This window comes from Paenibacillus sp. FSL R5-0623 (assembly GCF_037974265.1).
In the GTDB taxonomy this organism is placed as follows: domain Bacteria; phylum Bacillota; class Bacilli; order Paenibacillales; family Paenibacillaceae; genus Paenibacillus.
The window spans coordinates 5,055,219-5,073,506 of record NZ_CP150233.1 but is presented as its reverse complement, the minus strand read 5'-3'; the positions used below and the strand labels follow the sequence as shown (position 1 = coordinate 5,073,506).

The window sequence follows — 18,288 nt, the reverse complement described above, 5'->3', positions numbered from 1 at the left end:
ACAGAAAACGGAGAGGACAGAAAAAACCTTAAAAAGCGGAGCGTTCGCCTACAAGCTTTCTGCAAGAAAGCTACATCGGAAGCATACGCTATCCCCGGATTTCCCCTTTGAGAAAAGGGAATCAAAAAATCTGGGGATAACAGCGATTGGAAGGTTATTCTGTCATCGGAGTGCCAGTGTAAATATTCATTAGTTGAACTTATATTTTAAATGAACCACAGGACATATGAACCTAAATAAAGAGAAGGAGGGGATTACTTTGACAGAGAAAGCATCCCTTTTGCTGCAGGAACAGGAGAAGAACATCAGCAGGGCTGAGAACGGTGTTCTATCTGAATTAACATACGATGCACGCAGTTTTTTCCTAAACGGAGAGCGTGTATTTCTGAACAGTGCCACGATCCATTATTTCCGTATGCCAAAGGAGGAATGGCGTGAGGTTTTGCTGAAGGCGAAGCTGGCAGGCATGAACTGCATCGACACCTACTTTGCTTGGAACGTGCATGAAACGGAAGAAGGACAGTGGTCCTTTGAAGGGGACAACGATTGCGGAGCATTTCTGGATTTGTGCGCAGAACTCGGCATGTGGGTCATTGCGCGTCCGGGTCCATTTATCTGTGCAGAATGGGATTTTGGCGGTTTTCCATATTGGCTGGGTACGAAGGAAGGCGTGAAATTCCGGGAAAATAATGAGACGTATCTGCACTATGTGAATTTGTATTTTGACCAGCTTGTGCCGATTATTCGGGAGCGCCAGTTATCAGCTGGGGGTACGGTCATTCTTGTGCAGGTGGAGAATGAATACGGGTATCTGATGGATGACGCTGCTGCAAGTGACCATATGAATACGCTGAGAGATGGATTGTTGCAACGTGGCATTGACGCTACGCTGATCACTTGCGTTGGCGGGGCGGAAGGCACGATTGAAGGGGCTAATTTCTGGTCAGGTGCTGACGGGCATTATGAGAAACTTCGAGCCAAACAACCGAACACCCCAAAGATGGTCACTGAATTCTGGACCGGATGGTTCGAGAATTGGGGAGGGCCTTCGGCTATTCAGAAGACAGCGCCTTTGCTGGAGAGACGTATCATGGAGATTCTGCGTGCCGGGTATACCGGAATCAGTCACTACATGTTCTATGGTGGCACGAACTTCGGAGGATATGGCGGCAGAACGATGGGTAGCAGTGACATCTTTATGATTACGTCCTATGACTATGATGCACCGCTGAACGAATATGGACGGGTGACACCGAAATATGCAGTAACCAAGAATTTGTCCTATTTTGTCCATGCTTTCGGGGCCCTTCTGATGGAAACAGAGGAAATTCCAGAAGAAATGATCGTTGTACTTCATCCTGAAGGCATATCTGTACGAGGCAGACAGGCTGACAACCAGAAAATTTGGTTCCTGGAGAGTCACAAGGATGAACGGGAGACGATGCACATTACGCTGGAGGAAGGCCGTACTCTTCCCGTATCGCTGAATCCAGGACAGATTGTTCCGTTGCTGGAGCGAGTACAGATTGCTGAACACGTATACCTGACTGCGGGTACGATGATTACGGGCAATGAAATGATAAACGGAGAATTAACCCTGTTCATCGTGGCCGCTGCCGGGCAGCGTTCTGTTGTTGAACTGGAAGCAGGGGCATTGAACGTCACGGGCAGCACAGTGCAAGTGCTGGTCGAACATGATTCAGCCAGGAACGTATACCGCTTCGATCTGTTCCATTTTCAAGAGCCGGGAACGATCCAGCTGGAAGCAAACGGCACACCGATCCGATTCATCATTCTGGATCAAGAAACGATGAATCGAACATGGCGATTGGAAGCAACAGAACAGAAGGGACTACGTTATGTGATCGGCTTTGATGACGTAGACGTATTACCATCGGGTCAGGTCAAGGGCATGATTACTGACCCAGATCGCACAATTACGCTGATTGGTGACTGGACCGATGGAGAACGGACGTTAACAGGTCACGAGTTCTATGCCAGCGAGAAGCCTATTGCAGGCAAACAGCAGCAGCTTCCGTGGACATTACCGAGTGCGCCGACATTGTCTGATTCTCCTGAGATGTCACGTATTACGTTAACTGCGAAGCAACGCTCGGCGAGTGGACAACCCGAAGATTTTTCCCGGTACGGACAAGATTTTGGTTATTTATTGTACGAATGTGATTTTGAGAGTGTAACCGAAGGAATTACCAGTCTCATTTTGCCGGACATTCAGGATACCGCCAGAATTATTGTCAATGGAGTAAAGCAGGCATTAGTGCGTCAGGTAGGTGCCGCTGGAGTGCAGTTGCAGGTGGCCAAAGGGAAGAATACACTTCAGATTCTGGTGCAACATATGGGCAGGTTGAACTTCTCTCCGTATTTGGGTGAGAGCAAAGGTCTGGCTGGTTCTGTGTATCTGGATGGCAAAGTTCGGGATATACGTCGGGATTGGCGTATGGAAAGTGGACTTGTGCATCTCGATGAGGTGAACTCTATACATGGGGCGCCACTTCTGAGCAGAAGTTTTACGCTGGATGGCATGGATCGTGCGATTCTTGTGGGTGCACTGAGCAAAGGCCTTCGTATCAATGGCATCGAAGTTCCGATGGAAGGATATCAGGATTGGTTTGCCTTCCAGACGTTAGACATATCCTTGTATATCAAGGCCGGAGAGACGAATACACTGGAAATGCCGTATAGCCGTTCATCACTGAATCGACTGGAACTAATCACATATCCGAGTCAGGGAGAACTGAAGGATTGGCGTATGGCAGGGACGGATGCATTGCTTCCGCAACAATGGGAGAGCTACGAGGTAGGACAGGAATCGATCCATCCTGGAGCACAGGGGTCAATCCAGCGTGTAGGACAGCCTGGTATCGCCGCAGGTGGCAATTGTACTGCCAATCTGGTGCCCCACACCACGAATGAATCGGTTAATCGTGCTACATTGAGTGAAAAGTCTCACCCTGTATCCAATCATACTCCAGTCCGAGGATCGTATGGTCAGCCGGTCTGGTACCGCTGGCGTTTCGCGAAGCCTGCGGTTTCGGAGCACCATAAGGTGAACCTGATGCTTCGCCTGACCGGGATGAGCAAAGGAACGATTCATCTGAACGGGCATCATCTGGGGCGTTATTGGCAGATTGGTCCGCAAGAGGATTACAAAATTCCAGTAGCTTGGCTACAGGAAGAGAATGAATTACTTTTGTTCGATGAAGAAGGCAGAACACCAGAACGGGTACGATTCCTGTTGGATGCGTTATCCCGTTATCCGTGGGTTGTGGTGGAATAGTTCATGTATGGATCGTTAGCTGTCTTACTGATCCAACTATAGTTGAGAACAATAACTGGATCGAGATAGTTCAAGTTGGGCGCAGCATTTCACCTTTTACTACAGTCACACTACCTCATTTTCTTAGTCAAATAACTCGAGCTTGTGAATCTTTGGATTCAGTCTTGCGGAGTGAATTAGCTAAGGGAATGGGGGAACTGTGGTGATCAGGTTGGTACAACGAACTAAGGTAACACTTGTAGTTTAATTAGTTGTAACCGTTTACATATGTAAAGAGTGTTCATCCATGATCTGTGAAGGGAGTGATGCTTCATGTAATTGGAATTTGAACAGGTGGTCGTGAGGTGTTGCTCATCAGGGGCAGTCCCAGGTACGCTTTGTCATTGGTAATACAGTAAGGTATTCCTCTGTTCAATCACTCATGGATAAGGAGATGACCCAATGTTGACGAAGAAGGAAGAGGGAACAGGAGTAGGAAAGTCCAAAGGTTTCAAGGCCGGAATGATTCTGCTGCTCGGAACATTACTTCTATTAACGATGTTATTCCCCAATACAGCCAGAGCAGCGACAAGTGTATATACGATATCCGCCTTTACGAACACAAGTGAGTCCAATATGTATATCTACGAATCCTATAATGCAACCCACTATGGTTTGCTAAAAGGGCCAGCCTATACACCCCCGGCCGATCTGATCCGCGATCCCAGCATCATGAAGCATACAGATGGTCTATATTACGTTGTTTACACCACGAACTGGTCGGGTAACACCATCGGCATTGCCTCCAGCCCGGATAAGGTAAACTGGACATTTGTCCGTAATATTACTTTATCCACCCCTACCACAATCGCACACACCTGGGCACCAGAATGGTTCAAAGACAGCAACGGCAGTCTGAACATTATCGTGTCCCTCTCACCAGGCAACTATCAGAATTTCAAACCTTATGTACTCACAGCTTCAGGTAGCAATCTAACATCTACCTCATGGTCTGCACCTACTGAACTGGCAGGCATTGCTCCCAATTATATCGACACTTTTATCGTGAAGACAGGCTCAACCTATCATGCTTTTACCAAAAATGAGACCACCAAATACATTGAATATGCGACATCCACCTCGCTAACGGGTCCTTATACCTTTAAAGGTACAGGGGATTGGGCAGGTTGGGGTTCTTGGGTGGAAGGCTTGTTCAGCTGGATAATGGTTCATGGCGAATCTACTTTGACGGCTATGCAACACAAAAATATTATTACAGCGACTCTGCTGACAACTTCCAGACTTGGGGTGCCAAACAAGAGATTGCAGGTCTTACCGGACTCGTCCGGCATATGACCGTATTGAAAGAGTCCGGACAACCGGGTGATATCCGCAAGCTGGAGTCATTCAATGTGCCGGGCAGCTTCATTCGTCACTATAACTATCAGGCACGGATTGATGCGAGTGTCAGTCCAGCGGAGGATGCACAATTCCGTATCGTTCCTGGGCTGTCGAATGCAACAGGCATTTCGTTTGAGTCCATGAATTATCCGGGTTATTTCCTGCGCAATAATAATGGCAGCATCACACTTGTGAAAAATGACGGCAGCACTACATTCCGAAATGACGCCACGTTCAAACGTGTAAATGGACTTGCTAACGCCAGTTGGACATCGTACGCGTCATTTAGTAACCCGAACCTGTATCTGAGACATTACAATAATGTGCTGAAATTGGAAGCTGTCGTTACCGGACTAGATAAGTCAGACGCGACCTTCAGAGAGGTTGCACAATAATTAGTGTTTGTTTTCTAAAAATACAAACAATTTAAACTATACATTTACACGATAACGGAGAGGTCAGAAATAACTTGAAGAAGCGAAGCGTGCGCTTACAAGCTTTCTGAAAGAAAGCTGCATCGGAAGCATACGCTATCCCCGGATTTTCCCCTTTTTAAGAATAATTAAAAATCTGGGGATAACAGCGATCGGAAAGTTGTTCTGACATCGGAGTGCAAGTGTAAATTCATAAGGAGTGAAGCGGATGAAGTGGTTAAAACGAATGAGTTCGCTGCTGCTGGCAGGAAGTCTGCTAACAGGCAGTTTAGGTATGGGCACAGAGGTATCTGCTGCAGGAGCATACACGGCTGTTGCCGATCCGTCGAAGCAATATCAGACGATGGAAGGATGGGGAACATCCCTCGCGTGGTGGGGCAAAGTGGTTGGAGAATATTCCAATCGGGATGAGTATGTGGAGAAAATGTTCAACGCGAATACCGGACTGGGGCTGAATATCCTGCGGTACAACATTGGAGGCGGGGATAATCCATCATCCAATATCCTTGAATATCGCAAAGCCGTTCCTGGTTACCAGCCTTCTCCGGGCGTGTATGACTGGAATGCAGATGCAAACCAACGATATATGCTGCAAGCTGCCAAAGCTCAAGGCGTGAATGTCATCGAAGCTTTTGCAAATTCCGCACCTTACTGGATGACCATCAGTGGTAATGTGTCCGGTTCGGCCAATGGTGGTAACAACCTCAAGCCCGATTACTACGATGATTTTGCCGATTACTTAACTGAGGTTGTGAAGCATTTTCGTGATAACTGGGGGATCACATTTGATAGCGTAACTCCGCTGAATGAACCGATCTCGACGTGGTGGAAGCAGGGCAATGACCAGGAGGGCATGCACTTTGACCGGGCGGATCAGAACACAATTCTGAGTCAGGTACAAGCTTCGTTGAATGCAAAGGGCCTGTCCACAAAGCTGAGCGCACCGGAAGAATACAGTATCGATGATTCCAATGTGTCGTTCAACAGCTACAGCAATGCGGTTAAATCAGCGATCACTCAGATCAACACTCATACGTATGGCGGAAGCAATCGTACTGCTTTGCGCAACACAGCGATGTCTGCGGGCAAACATCTGTGGACCTCGGAATATGGAGACGGGGATGCAAGTGGACTTACCATGTCACGTACCATCCTCAAGGATATTCGCAATATGGGCGCAAGTGGATGGGTGTATTGGCAAGCCGTCGATAGTGCAGAAGGATGGGGATTTTTCAAGAACGTGTTGAACAATACACAAACGACCAGTTACACCGTGAACCAAAAATATTATGTCATGGGCAATTACAGCAAATTTATTCGTCCTGGGTACAAGATTATCGGCATGAGTGATGCCAATACCCTTGCAGCCTATGATGCAGCTTCCGGCAAAGTAGTACTGGTTACGACCAATTCGGAATCGACGGATACAACGGTAACCTATGATCTCAGTCGTTTTACGAACACAGGCACGTCTGCTCAAGTATATCGGACCTCTTCAACGGAGAAGTTGCAGCAACTGACCAATATTTCGGTGCAAAACAAAACCTTTACCGCTACGGCAAAGGCCAATTCGGTCACAACCTACGTCATTTCCGGTGCAACTTACAATGGCGGTACAGGATATGAATCCGGGGCCATCTACAAATTAATCAACCGCAATAGTGGACTTGCACTCGATGTTAACGGTGCTTCTTCTACGGGTGGGGCAACAATCATTCAGTGGAATGATAATGGAGCAGCCAACCAGCAGTGGAAGCTAGAGTCCGCAGGTAACGGTTATTACAACATCCGCAATGTGGGCAGTGGGCTTTTGCTGGATGTAAACTCGGGTTCTACACAAGGCGGAGCCGCTCTGATTCAGTGGCAGGATAACGGGGGCAACAATCAGCAATGGCTGCCCATTGATGTGGGAGGATATGTGGTACTTGCGAATCGAAACAGTGGCCTGACGGTTGACATCAATCAAGGTTCTCTGACCGCAGGTGCCTCCACGATTCAGTGGGCCGACAATGGCGGGACCAATCAGCAATGGAGCCTAGTCAAAGTTAATTAGTGTGAGTACGCTTGAATTAAACGTCATTACGTGTCCTTCTTTCTTGGAGGTGCAGTGTTCTAAGCAACACGGCACCCTCTAAGAAAGTAGCTATTTTATACATACATATGTTCATTCAACGGGCATGTACTTAACGAAAACGTGATAGGGCGAATCTGCTAATATCCTGATCCGTGTGCCCCGTTTGCACCAAGTCGGATAGAATCTGCCCAATGGCACTTGCGAACTTGAAGCCGTGACCGGAGAAACCGCCTGCGAGCCACACACGTTCATGGGCAGGGTGTCGGTCGATAATAAAATCTTCATCCGAAGTGTATTCATACTTGCACACACTACCACGTTTCAATTCTCCAGCTGCCTGAGGCATATGAAGTTCGAGCAGCCTGCGCAGATCACCCTCATCCGATTCTTCCGTACCAAATGGAGCCATTGTACTTCCTGGTGTCCACACCTGGCCCGTATCATGACGACCCATCTTTAGACCTGATCCGCCCATGCTTGGAAATCCATAATATGTACCTTCTTTTCCTGCGAGTGTGAATCCGGGGAAGTGTGCCTCGCCGTACAAAGCTTCTGGTGCATCAAACCATCCAACCGTTTTACGCACTGCCTGAATGGGGAGATCCACGAAAGGTTTTAATGTCTGAAACCAGGCGCCAGCGCTCAGGATGATTTGATTCGCGTGGTATGTCTCGCCACCTGAAGTCTGAACTGCCACGGAATGTGGTCCGTATTCGATATGCTCCACCCGTGTGTGTGTTAACAAGGTGGCACCATGAGCCTCGGCTGCTTTGCGGAAGGCACGAATAGAGGGTTCACTATACAGATAACCCGCATCAGGCTCATACATGCCCTCGTAATGTTCAGGTACGGTAATACCTGGCCAGCGTTTCATCACCTCGGCTGCGTGCAACGTTTCATACCGAATGCCTGCATCATCTGCATGGCTCAATCGGTTGTAGAAGGAATGAATCTCCGGATCAACCACATTTATTACACCGGAAGGAACAAAAAGTTGGTTTCCGGTCGTTTCCTCCAGCTCGTGCCATAACTTCTGTGCAAGTAATGCCATGGCAATATAGTCAGGCCCACCACTGTACACATGGCGCATCAGTCTGCTATCCCCGTGATGACTTCCTTCCGTATGCGGAGGATCAAAGGCATCGATTAATAAAATTTTGCATCCACTGCGCGATAGATAATAACCTGCACTCATACCCATGGAGCCGGCTCCAACGATAATAACGTCATATGATGGTGTGGTCATGGTTCCGCCTCCTAGTCTATTTCCAATGTTAGTCTTCTAAAGCATAATGTAGTCTCCCCACTTTTAATAGTCAATAGAACAGCTTATAGAGAAGAGAGAGATGTTAATAGAACATATTAATAGTAAAATGACTTATATAATGAATGTTGCAAAGGAGACCTCGCATGAGTGAGCAATTTACGTTTGACCTGTTTCCCCTAATCCAGACCGAACGATTCGTCCTTCGGTCAGCAGAGGCTAGGGACAGCCAAGACCTGTTGGAGTTATATTCGGATGAAGCTGTGGTTCAATATATGCCATTCACTCCCTTTGAATCCGTGGAGGATGCACAGGGTGAGATGAGCTGGTATACGAAGATTTTCAAGGAACATACAGGTTTACGCTGGATGATTGAGGACCGTGAAACTCGTAAAGTGATCGGAACCTGTGGGTTCCTGAACTATGAAGATGTACATAACCGTGCAGAGATTGGATACGACTTGCGTTCCTCTTTCTGGGGCCGCGGTGTGATGACTGAAGTGGCCCGTGCTGTGTTACATTTTGGATTCACAAGCATGCAGCTCAACAAGATCGAAGCAAAGGTTGAACCGGAGAACGAGGCGTCGATTCGCCTGTTACATAAGCTTGATTTTCAACAGGAAGGTGTACTGCGGCAGCATGAGTTTGAGAAAGGCAGATATATTGACCTTGCGGTGTTCTCTAAGTTACGAAGCGAAATATAGGCAAGCTAGCCCCCTAAGGATTCCAATGACTCCATCTCATCCCAAATCCGTAAGGCTTGTCCCCCGGAATGAGCCCATGCTATATTGGAGAGATGTGAGGAGATGAGGATATGAAGCTGGTGTCCTGGAATGTGAATGGCTTAAGGGCATGTGTGACGAAAGGATTCATGGATTATTATCAGGAGAGTCAGGCGGACATTTTCTGCCTTCAGGAGACCAAGTTACAAGCCGGACAGATTGAGATGGACCTGGGGGAAGATGTTTATCAATATTGGAATTATGCGATCAAAAAAGGTTATTCCGGTACGGCTGTATTTAGCCGAATCAAGCCTATATCCGTTCGTTACGGGATGGAGGAGGACAGCGAACCGGAAGGCCGGATGATTACACTGGAGTATGATGAGTTTTATCTGGTGAACGTCTATACCCCTAACGCGAAGCGGGATTTGACCCGGCTGCCTTACCGTCTGGAATGGGAGGATCGATTCCGGGGGTATATTCTGCAATTGGAGCAGATTAAGCCGGTTATCGTCTGTGGTGACCTGAATGTGGCTCATCAGGAGATTGACCTGAAGAATCCGAAGCCCAATCTGGGCAATTCCGGATTTACCCTTGAAGAGCGTGGCAAGATGACCGATTTGCTTGCTTCTGGGTATGTGGACAGCTTCCGCCATCTGTATCCGGATCGTACGGATGTATATAGCTGGTGGTCTTATATGCCGAAGGTTAGAGAACGGAACGTGGGCTGGCGCATTGATTATTTTCTCGTATCCAATCAATTGGCACCGAAGGTGGCAGATGCGCATATCGACTGCCATGTGATGGGCAGTGATCATTGCCCGGTGGGTCTTACGTTGCAACTATAGGTAAGGATCATAGATGAACTGCAAGTTTCCTGAATGGGAGATTTGCAGTTTTTTTGCGTTACAGGTAGGGGAGGGACACTGGACTTTGGTTGGGGAAAGAACTGGACTCGGGATTGTTTCAATCCCGCAATTTCTTGGGTACGATTGAAGCATACATATATAGATGAACCTTGGGGATAAGGGGTAGAGAAGATGAAGAAGGGGTTACGGAGAGGGTTAAAGGTGCTGGGAGGCATCATGCTTGCCACAGGACTTTTGCTGCTGGCAGGTACAGCGTATGAAGCGTATCAATCCACGCAGGATATGAAGTCCTATCCCCCGCCAGGCAAGTATTATGAAGTGAGTGGTCGAAACATGCACCTCTACACCGCTGGCAAAGGAGAGGTAACCGTGGTGTTTGCCTCAGGCTGGGGTACACCTAATCCGTATGTGGATTTCAGTCCGCTATATGACAAGTTGAAATCACAGGTAAAAATTGCGGTATATGACCGGTTCGGGTATGGATACAGCGACTATACAGACGACCCTCGTGATGTCGATACCATCTCGGAAGAGATCCACCAATTACTGCGAACATCCGGTCAACGTCCACCTTACATCATGGTCGGTCACTCCCTGGGATCGCTGGAGACACTGCGGTTTGCGCAAAGATATCCTGATGAGGTGGCTGGCATGGTTATGATTGATGGCGGAAGCCCGGAGTATTACAGTACGGTGGAAATGGATACGCCCGAATGGTATTTTACTTCAGTCCGATTCCTGGTTAAAACAGGCATTGCGCGTACATTGCTGCATTCGGATCAGATGATGGCAACACTGGTCATTGACCCGGAGTTGGTTTCTGCGCCGATGAAAAAGGCTGCCACCATTTCTACCCTGAAGCATGCATACAATGACAACGTGATGGATGAGATTCGTCATTCCAAGATCAACGCATTACGTGTGCTGGAGAACAAAAAGGAGTTTCCTTTCCCTCTGACGATCCTGACAGCCGGCTCAGATCAACCAAGTGAGGGGAGTCGGGCATGGCAGGCAGATCAAGTGAAATTTGCTTCATGGTCCAGACAAGGAACCCAGCAGATTGTCCCTCACACCGAGCATTACATCCATAACAGTCAGCCGGATATTGTCGCTGTCGAGATCATGAAATTAGTGACACCGTCCAGTGACCTATGAGTAACATGATCCCACAAACACATGATGAACAGGATGAGGAGGAGGGATGGATGAAAAAGTTTAGAGTGTTCACCCGCTTCCTGTCCATTCTCGTAGCCAGTTGTCTATTGTCTTTAAGTGTATTATCTGTATCTGTGATATGGGTTAAGAATAACGTTCATGCGGTGCCTGTGATCCAGCCGTTTGAACGTGATTAGCACATGAAACGAAGAAGGAGTGGTAACGGATGGTGAAGAGAAGGAAATATGTATTGGCCTGTGCGGCACTGGCGATGATGGTGGCCTTGAGTGCTTGCAGCAGCGCGGCAGACGAACCGAGTGATACGGAGAAGGTGGACACTGAAGTTTCCTCCGGAACGGGTGAACAAGCGACTGATGAAGGTGCAAGCGAAGCAACAACAAGTACAGTGACCGAAACGCAAGGTACGACTGCACCAGCAGACTCCGATTCAGAAATCGGTGAGGAAGCGGCTGCTGGAACCAATGAGTTGCCGGAGAATTTGCCAAGTGATTTCCCATTGCCGGAAGATGCAACGATACGTTTAGCCAATTCTGGTGAGAATGAAGGCAAGCAATCAGCCATGGTGATTTTCTCCACTGAACAAGATATGAAAACCGTATCCCAGCTGTATAAAGATTACTTCAACACCAAAAAGTTGACGGATGCGGGTCAGACGATCGATGACAAAAATATTATCATTCAGGGAACCGATCCGGAAACGCAGGATGTCTGGTCCTTGATTGGAGGAACATTGGCGGGACAGGAAGGCGTCATTGAACTGACGTTGACCTGGACAGAATCATAAACAAAAATAACGAATGAACGCCATAATACCTTGCATACGGAGCCGCATTATTGCTGCACCGCTGCAAGGTATTTTTATTTCGAACTGGAAACCTGACAGGTTACATGGTATGTTATATCATTATAAACAGAGTAATAGACAACTATAGAAGAAGACAGGAGAGGATTGAACATGATTAGAGTGGGTATTGTTGGTTACGGTAACTTGGGTAGAGGTGTAGAGAAAGCCATTTCCCAGAACGAGGATCTGGAACTGATTGCTGTGTTTACACGTCGTAATCCGGAGCAGATGGTCGCTGAAAGCACAGAAGTACGTTTTGAGCATATCTCTGCAGCGGAGCAATACATAGGCAAGATTGATGTTATGATCCTCTGTGGTGGTTCTGCAACCGACCTTCCAGAGCAGACACCAGCCATCGCCAAGTTGTTCAACACGGTAGATAGCTTCGATACACATGCGAAGATTCCGGAATTCTACAAAGAAGTTAATGCTGCGGCAGAGCAAGGCGGTCACATAAGTGTTATTTCCACAGGTTGGGACCCAGGCTTGTTCTCCATGAACCGTCTGCTTGCACAGTCCATCCTGCCAGAAGGAAAAGAGTACACGTTCTGGGGCAAAGGTGTGAGCCAAGGCCACTCGGATGCTATTCGTCGTGTTCCAGGCGTTAAGGCGGGTGTACAGTATACTGTACCTGTTGAAGAGGTGATCAACCGCATTCGTGCAGGGGAGACACCAGAGCTGTCTACACGCGAGAAACATCTGCGTCAATGTTATGTGGTAGCAGAAGATGGTGCTAATCAGGATGAGATCCGTGAGACGATTGTGTCGATGCCTAACTATTTTGCAGATTACGATACAACTGTAACGTTCATTAGCGAAGAAGAATTGAAATCCGAGCATGAAGGTATGCCGCATGGTGGATTTGTTATTCGCAGTGGGGTTACAGGTGCCGGTCAAAAGCAAATTATTGAATTTGGTCTGAAACTCGACAGCAATCCTGAATTTACAGCAAGCGTACTTGTGGCGTATGCAAGAGCCGCACAACGCTTGAGCGTGGAAGGACATAAGGGAGCGAAAACGGTATTTGATATTCCGCTCGGTCACTTGTCTCCGAAATCGGCTGAAGATCTTCGCCGCGACTTGTTATAATTCTGATTCGTTCCAGTGATTTGTATAACAAACAGCTCGTCCTTGGATATATAGGACGAGCTGTTTTTTTTGTTTTTGCTACACCCAGTGTGAAGGAATGTTAAGATGATCCGGCAACTTGGTATTCACATTACCTTTGGCTGCATTAATCTGGGATTGCGTCAGGAAGATGCCACCTCTCAGGTCTGCATCGCCCAGATCCGTATCCCGCAAGTCCGCGCCAATCCAATCCGCCTTTCGTGTATCTGCATTTCGGAGATCGGCTGCGATCATTAAAGCCCCTCGGAAGCTTGCGCCACGCAGGTCAGCCCCTTTTAAATTGGCACCAAAAAAGTCACTTCCGGTACGTTTTTTACTCTTCTTCGACTTCCCTTGTCCATGAGCGGTGGGGGGCACATTCGCGCGTACCATCTCACTTGCCTGGACCAAGAGTTGATTCACACTGAATCGATAATTGGCGATGTCCAGACGGAGGAGTGCCGCAGGCTCCAGATTGCTCAAGTGCTCAATCTCCTCATATAACTTACCAAATGCCGAGTGAAGGGATGACGTCTCCGGTCTCATCATCATTTCCTTCATATAACTGAGCAACTCGTGAAGTTGTCGCAAGGCAGGCAGACACTCGAACATCTCGTTTGCAGACTCTGGATGATCACGCCAATCTTTGCCCGCGTAGGTCACTTGGGACAACTTCTGTCCAGCTCCGAAACAGTCGTATACCGTGCAACCTTTGAACCCTTTCTGCCGAAGCTGAGTATGGATACCGCAGCGATTGTCCGTGCGCAGATTGGGACAGGGTGTGCCGCTGGCTTTATCAAAAGCAAAGTCAGATGACTTGCCATAGGGCAAGGCAACACAGCACAGGCCAAAACATTGCTCACAGTCTGCGCTAAGATGAGGACTCGCAGTGCTGGCAAATGGTTGGTTAGACAATGTAAACACTTCCTTATAATAGTACAAATAGATGGAATTACGTCAGTACCACTTTACCATTGCCTTGCGATTAGAGCAATTGAAGAGAATGAAAAAAGGGCAGTTACCCAAATTAGATGGGAACGCCCTTTAATCGTGGAGAATTACGTATTTAAATTAAACTACACCTTGAGCAATCATGGAATCGGCTACCTTGAGGAAACCGGCGATATTCGCTCCGGCAACGAGGTTGCCTTCACAACCATACTCTTCAGCAGCTTCTACACAGCTGGTGTAGATGTTCTTCATGATGTCATGCAGCTTGGCGTCTACTTCTTCAAATGACCAGGACAACCGCATGCTGTTCTGTGACATTTCAAGAGCAGACACGGCTACACCGCCGGCATTAGCCGCTTTGGCTGGACCAAACAGCACGCCTGCACCGTGGAAGACGTCAATGGCAGCCAGGGTGGAAGGCATATTTGCGCCTTCGCCAATGGCCTTCACGCCGCCTTTGACCAGAAGGGCCGCAGCTTCTTCATCAATCTCATTTTGCGTCGCACACGGAAGGGCAATGTCGCAAGGGATAGACCAGATGCCTTCACAGCCTTCGGTATATGTAGCATGCGGGTGTTCTTTGAGGTATTCGCTGATGCGGAGACGATCAACCTCTTTCAGACGTTTCACGGTATCCAGGTTGATGCCTTGTGGATCGTGTATGTAGCCACCTGAGTCACTACACGCCACGACTGTAGCTCCAAGCTCCTGGGCCTTCTGAATGGCATAGATGGACACATTACCAGAACCAGAGACAACGACTGTGCTGTCTTGGAAGCTGAGCCCCTTGGATTGCAGCATCTCCTTCACGAAGTACACACAGCCGAAGCCAGTCGCTTCCTTACGTGCCAAGCTTCCTCCGTACAGCAGACCTTTTCCTGTCAACACGCCTGCCTCATGCCCGCCATGAATACGTTTGTATTGACCGAACATGTAACCGATTTCCCTTGCGCCTACACCAATGTCACCTGCCGGTACATCCGTATCGGAACCGATATATTTGTACAGCTCTGTCATGAAGCTTTGCGTGAAACGCATGACTTCCAGATCCGATTTTCCTTTGGGATCGAAGTCAGAACCGCCTTTACCACCGCCAATGGGCAGACCAGTCAAAGCATTTTTGAAGATCTGTTCGAAGCCAAGGAACTTGATGATGCCCGAGTATACAGAAGGATGGAAGCGAAGTCCGCCTTTGTAAGGGCCAATGGCACTGTTGAATTGCACCCGGAATCCACGGTTAACCTGAACTTTGCCCTGATCATCTACCCATGGGACACGGAATGTGATTACACGTTCGGGTTCAACAAGCTGTTCCAGCAGACTATGGTTCCTATACTTGGGGTGTGCTTCAATAACAGGAATAAGGGAATCCAGAATTTCTTTGACAGCCTGATGGAACTCATCTTCATGCGGATTTCTGGCGACAACCGACTCATAAACGGAATGAACATAATCTGCGGCAGTAACTTGAACGGACTCTGTAGTTTCTTTTGTTATCGTGGACACTTTTTCGATGCACTCCTTTATTGTGTTAAAGTCTGTAGAGGCTTATTTGCATAAATTGAATAAAAGTTTGTAGTTAAATATACAGGAAAGCAAATAAAAATACGAGATGAAAATTCATAAAATGTTTTTTATGCAGTAATTAAAATGTTCTATGGATCTACCATATGATGTGAAGAATTAAGTTATTAAATGGAAGATATGACCACAAATGATAATAAAAAAGCAAGTTAGTCGAATATACTGGATTAAAATATTAGTTTTGGTAAGATGGTAAGAAGGTCTCGTATCCCGGGATCTTTTTAAAATATAAAGGAGGAAAACAAGATGATGAAGAGAAACATGCCAATCAACATGGAGAACAAGGCTTGTATAGGGGGGGAAATCTACTATGAACCATAGGACCTCCCGCCATAATTGCAGAGAGAAGCTGGTGAGCCAGCTATTTACATTCGGTGAAGAGAAAAGAACATTTCTCGACGCCTATTTCGATGCGCGTGATCCAGAGCGGATACAATTGGAAAAACAATTGTCCGCATATACAGAGTATGTGGAAAAGCTGCTCCTGGGTCCTGATGAAGATCTGGACTCAGCTGTATTGATCGGCAGTCATATTGATTTTGAATATCTCGATTTTCATACGTCAGATTCGTTCATGATTGTCATGCCAGAGGATACTAATCCTGATGAGGGTCGTATTTCCTTCCTCTCTCCAGTAGGGAGTCAATTACTGCTTGGCAGTAAAGGGGAAGTTAGGTCTGTTCATACACCATCAGGTTCCATGAGAATCCGAATTACGGGGATTGAGCTGAGGAGCGAAACCTTGAACGAGCCGGCGCTAGGGGGTGCAGATCATGCACTTTAAAGAGACAGACTTACCAGGCATTGGACGTAAATACTGGCTGCATACCCGTAGTGGTGAGCATTTGGTCATTGTGATCCATAACGACGAGCGACGTGACCTATTCCATATGGAGTCAGGGGATACGCCAGAAGAGGTGGGTGATATGGTATCTCTTGTCACCCTGGACGATGATGAAGCCCGGGCGGTAGCCGCTATCGTTGGTGGTATGACCTATAAACCGAAGTTTCAGGATGAGCGTGAAGTGATGCTTGAAGGTCTGTTAATCGAATGGCTACGGATTGAGCCTCACGCTGCAAGCTTAGGCATGACGATTGGTGAACTGGATATCCGTCAGGCAACGGGCGCCGTAATTCTCGCTGTTGTGACTAAGGATAAGGAGAAGCATTTTAATCCAGGCCCGGATTATGCTTTTACCGCTGGAGCTACAATTGTAGTTGCCGGTGAACGGAATCAGATCAAACATCTCAAACAATTGTTGACTGATGGACGGACTTAGCCTATGGATATGCTCATATTCGAAGTGGGAATTGCCGTTGCGCTGATTACACTTACTGGGCTGATATCTTCACGATTACGATTTTCGGTCATTCCTTTCTATATCCTGATTGGTATGGCCGTTGGACCACATGCACCACAGATTGGCATAGTGGATTTACGTTTTATCGAAAGTTCGACCTTCATTGAATTTATGGGCAGGCTTGGCATTTTGTTTCTGCTATTTTATCTGGGTTTGGAGTTCTCGGTCTCCCGGTTATTAAAGTCTGGTAAAGCCATTCTGACCGGGGGCATGTTCTATGTTGGTCTGAATTTTGTCTCTGGATTGCTGTTGGGGTGGTTCATGGATCTGCCCCTTCAGGAGACACTTGTTGTCTGCGGGATCATGACCAGCTCTTCTACAGCCATTGTAGCTAAAGTGCTCGTTGATCTGAAACGCACGGCAAACCCTGAAACAGAGATTATTATGGGCATGATCATGTTTGATGACTTGTTCATCGCGATTCATATCTCCATCCTGACCGGGCTTGTGCTCAGCGGGGCAACTTCATTCTTAAGTGTTCTGTTAGTATCGCTGTCTGCCCTGCTGTTTATTGTGCTGTTCCTGATTATTGGCAGGAAAAGCATCAAATATATTGATAAGGCACTGAATATCAAGTCATCAGAGTTGTTTCTGCTTACCGTCATGACACTGCTCTTCCTGGTGGCTGGTTTCTCGGAGACACTGCATGTAGCAGAAGCCATTGGAGCATTGATGATGGGGCTTGTGTTGGGCGAATCAAGACATGTAAGTCGGATTGAACATCAGATCATGCCTTTCAAAGATTTTTTTGGTGCAATTTTCTTCTTCAGTTTTGGCCTGACCATCGAGCCGGCTTCACTTGGCGGAGCTGTTGGGATGACGATTATTGCCGTTATTCTGACGATTGCCAGTAACTATGGTGCAGGTATGATCGCTGGCAGACTGGCTGGAATGAGCCCTAAGGCCTCATTGAATGTGGGCTTTACCCTGGTCTCGCGGGGGGAATTCTCCATTATCATGGCAAACATCGGCAAGGCCGGAGGGCTGATGGCATCCATCCAATCGTTTGCCGTGTTGTATGTGTTAATTCTGGCTGTGCTGGGGCCTATCCTGACGAAAGAATCTCCGCGGATCTATGCTCAGTATGAGCGTCTAAGGAAGCGGATGAAACGAAGGGAAACAGGATGAGCCGGTGCGGCTGTCACTGGCCAGCCAGGGGATTTTCACCGTAATGCTTAATAGGCGTCACACCATTTGGAGAGAGAAATCACTCCGGGTGTGGCG

At 47.6% G+C, this 18,288-nt stretch carries 16 protein-coding genes; 13 read left to right on the top strand and 3 right to left on the bottom strand.

The genetic code is table 11. From position 1 onward, the window contains the following. The first annotated feature begins 259 nt into the window (after nucleotides 1-259). The 4 genes from MKY92_RS22280 to MKY92_RS22265 all read left to right on the top strand — a co-directional run bounded on the left by MKY92_RS22280 (nucleotide 260) and on the right by MKY92_RS22265 (nucleotide 7,165). A complete protein-coding gene (locus MKY92_RS22280; protein WP_339297673.1) occupies nucleotides 260-3,298 on the top strand; it encodes a beta-galactosidase in 3,039 nt (1,012 codons plus the stop codon). Between the two features lie 441 nt (nucleotides 3,299-3,739). Further along, complete coding sequence (locus MKY92_RS22275) at nucleotides 3,740-4,633, top strand: family 43 glycosylhydrolase (RefSeq protein ID WP_339297672.1); 894 nt, start codon at nucleotides 3,740-3,742, stop codon at nucleotides 4,631-4,633. Further along, complete coding sequence (locus MKY92_RS22270; RefSeq protein ID WP_339297671.1) at nucleotides 4,630-5,073, top strand: AbfB domain-containing protein; 444 nt, start codon at nucleotides 4,630-4,632, stop codon at nucleotides 5,071-5,073. Before MKY92_RS22275 ends, MKY92_RS22270 begins: the two co-directional genes overlap by 4 nt. 247 nt (nucleotides 5,074-5,320) lie before the next feature. Continuing rightward, entirely contained in the window at nucleotides 5,321-7,165 is a 1,845-nt protein-coding gene (locus MKY92_RS22265; protein ID WP_339297670.1) for an RICIN domain-containing protein, read from the top strand. 130 nt (nucleotides 7,166-7,295) lie between these two features. Here MKY92_RS22265 and solA read toward each other — a convergent pair whose 3' ends face one another. Beyond that, a complete protein-coding gene (gene solA / locus MKY92_RS22260) occupies nucleotides 7,296-8,432 on the bottom strand; it encodes an N-methyl-L-tryptophan oxidase (protein WP_339297669.1) in 1,137 nt (378 codons plus the stop codon). Nucleotides 8,433-8,596: 164 nt separating this feature from the next. On the opposite strand from solA, the gene MKY92_RS22255 reads away from it, so the two are divergent. From MKY92_RS22255 to MKY92_RS22230, 6 genes are all read left to right on the top strand, one after another. Further along, nucleotides 8,597-9,154 (top strand): GNAT family protein, encoded by a 558-nt coding sequence (locus MKY92_RS22255; RefSeq protein ID WP_339297668.1) that lies wholly within the window; start codon nucleotides 8,597-8,599, stop codon nucleotides 9,152-9,154. A 110-nt stretch (nucleotides 9,155-9,264) separates the two neighbouring features. Beyond that, a complete protein-coding gene (locus MKY92_RS22250) occupies nucleotides 9,265-10,020 on the top strand; it encodes an exodeoxyribonuclease III (RefSeq protein ID WP_339236583.1) in 756 nt (251 codons plus the stop codon). 192 nt (nucleotides 10,021-10,212) lie between these two features. Continuing rightward, entirely contained in the window at nucleotides 10,213-11,196 is a 984-nt protein-coding gene (locus tag MKY92_RS22245) for an alpha/beta hydrolase (protein ID WP_339297667.1), read from the top strand. Between the two features lie 50 nt (nucleotides 11,197-11,246). After that, nucleotides 11,247-11,393, top strand: a complete 147-nt coding sequence (locus MKY92_RS22240; RefSeq protein ID WP_339297666.1) for a hypothetical protein — start codon at nucleotides 11,247-11,249, stop codon at nucleotides 11,391-11,393. A gap of 29 nt (nucleotides 11,394-11,422) precedes the next feature. Further along, complete coding sequence (locus tag MKY92_RS22235; protein WP_339297665.1) at nucleotides 11,423-12,001, top strand: hypothetical protein; 579 nt, start codon at nucleotides 11,423-11,425, stop codon at nucleotides 11,999-12,001. A gap of 165 nt (nucleotides 12,002-12,166) precedes the next feature. Then, nucleotides 12,167-13,150, top strand: coding sequence for a diaminopimelate dehydrogenase (locus tag MKY92_RS22230; RefSeq protein WP_339297664.1), 984 nt, complete (start codon nucleotides 12,167-12,169; stop codon nucleotides 13,148-13,150). A gap of 78 nt (nucleotides 13,151-13,228) precedes the next feature. Here MKY92_RS22230 and MKY92_RS22225 read toward each other — a convergent pair whose 3' ends face one another. After that, a complete protein-coding gene (locus tag MKY92_RS22225) occupies nucleotides 13,229-14,083 on the bottom strand; it encodes a pentapeptide repeat-containing protein (protein WP_339297663.1) in 855 nt (284 codons plus the stop codon). A 156-nt stretch (nucleotides 14,084-14,239) separates the two neighbouring features. Further along, nucleotides 14,240-15,625, bottom strand: coding sequence for an NADP-specific glutamate dehydrogenase (gene gdhA / locus MKY92_RS22220; RefSeq protein ID WP_339297662.1), 1,386 nt, complete (start codon nucleotides 15,623-15,625; stop codon nucleotides 14,240-14,242). A 388-nt stretch (nucleotides 15,626-16,013) separates the two neighbouring features. Here gdhA and MKY92_RS22215 point away from each other — a divergent pair, with 388 nt between their 5' ends. From MKY92_RS22215 to MKY92_RS22205, 3 genes are read left to right on the top strand one after another with little or no spacing between them, the layout of a single operon-like run. Continuing rightward, nucleotides 16,014-16,487: a GreA/GreB family elongation factor gene (locus MKY92_RS22215; RefSeq protein WP_017687035.1), complete on the top strand. Its 474-nt coding sequence runs from the start codon at nucleotides 16,014-16,016 to the stop codon at nucleotides 16,485-16,487. Next, the gene (locus MKY92_RS22210; protein ID WP_339297661.1) at nucleotides 16,477-16,983 is read left to right on the top strand and encodes a cation:proton antiporter regulatory subunit; all 507 of its coding nucleotides are present in this window, start codon (nucleotides 16,477-16,479) and stop codon (nucleotides 16,981-16,983) included. Before MKY92_RS22215 ends, MKY92_RS22210 begins: the two co-directional genes overlap by 11 nt. Nucleotides 16,984-16,986: 3 nt before the next feature. Beyond that, nucleotides 16,987-18,192 carry a cation:proton antiporter gene (locus MKY92_RS22205; RefSeq protein ID WP_339297660.1) on the top strand — a complete coding sequence of 402 codons (1,206 nt, stop codon included), beginning with the start codon at nucleotides 16,987-16,989 and terminating at the stop codon, nucleotides 18,190-18,192. Nucleotides 18,193-18,288 lie beyond the last annotated feature (96 nt).

What these genes read in the sequence shown, in the direction of transcription:
- MKY92_RS22275 (WP_339297672.1), top strand. Translation starts at nt 3,740, where the DNA reads ATGTTGACGAAGAAGGAAGAGGGAACAGGAGTAGGAAAGTCCAAAGGT.
- MKY92_RS22270 (WP_339297671.1), top strand. Translation starts at nt 4,630, where the DNA reads ATGACCGTATTGAAAGAGTCCGGACAACCGGGTGATATCCGCAAGCTG.
- MKY92_RS22265 (WP_339297670.1), top strand. Translation starts at nt 5,321, where the DNA reads ATGAAGTGGTTAAAACGAATGAGTTCGCTGCTGCTGGCAGGAAGTCTG.
- solA (WP_339297669.1), bottom strand. Translation starts at nt 8,432, where the DNA reads ATGACCACACCATCATATGACGTTATTATCGTTGGAGCCGGCTCCATG.
- MKY92_RS22255 (WP_339297668.1), top strand. Translation starts at nt 8,597, where the DNA reads ATGAGTGAGCAATTTACGTTTGACCTGTTTCCCCTAATCCAGACCGAA.
- MKY92_RS22250 (WP_339236583.1), top strand. Translation starts at nt 9,265, where the DNA reads ATGAAGCTGGTGTCCTGGAATGTGAATGGCTTAAGGGCATGTGTGACG.
- MKY92_RS22245 (WP_339297667.1), top strand. Translation starts at nt 10,213, where the DNA reads ATGAAGAAGGGGTTACGGAGAGGGTTAAAGGTGCTGGGAGGCATCATG.
- MKY92_RS22240 (WP_339297666.1), top strand. Translation starts at nt 11,247, where the DNA reads ATGAAAAAGTTTAGAGTGTTCACCCGCTTCCTGTCCATTCTCGTAGCC.
- MKY92_RS22235 (WP_339297665.1), top strand. Translation starts at nt 11,423, where the DNA reads ATGGTGAAGAGAAGGAAATATGTATTGGCCTGTGCGGCACTGGCGATG.
- MKY92_RS22215 (WP_017687035.1), top strand. Translation starts at nt 16,014, where the DNA reads ATGAACCATAGGACCTCCCGCCATAATTGCAGAGAGAAGCTGGTGAGC.
- MKY92_RS22210 (WP_339297661.1), top strand. Translation starts at nt 16,477, where the DNA reads ATGCACTTTAAAGAGACAGACTTACCAGGCATTGGACGTAAATACTGG.
- MKY92_RS22205 (WP_339297660.1), top strand. Translation starts at nt 16,987, where the DNA reads ATGGATATGCTCATATTCGAAGTGGGAATTGCCGTTGCGCTGATTACA.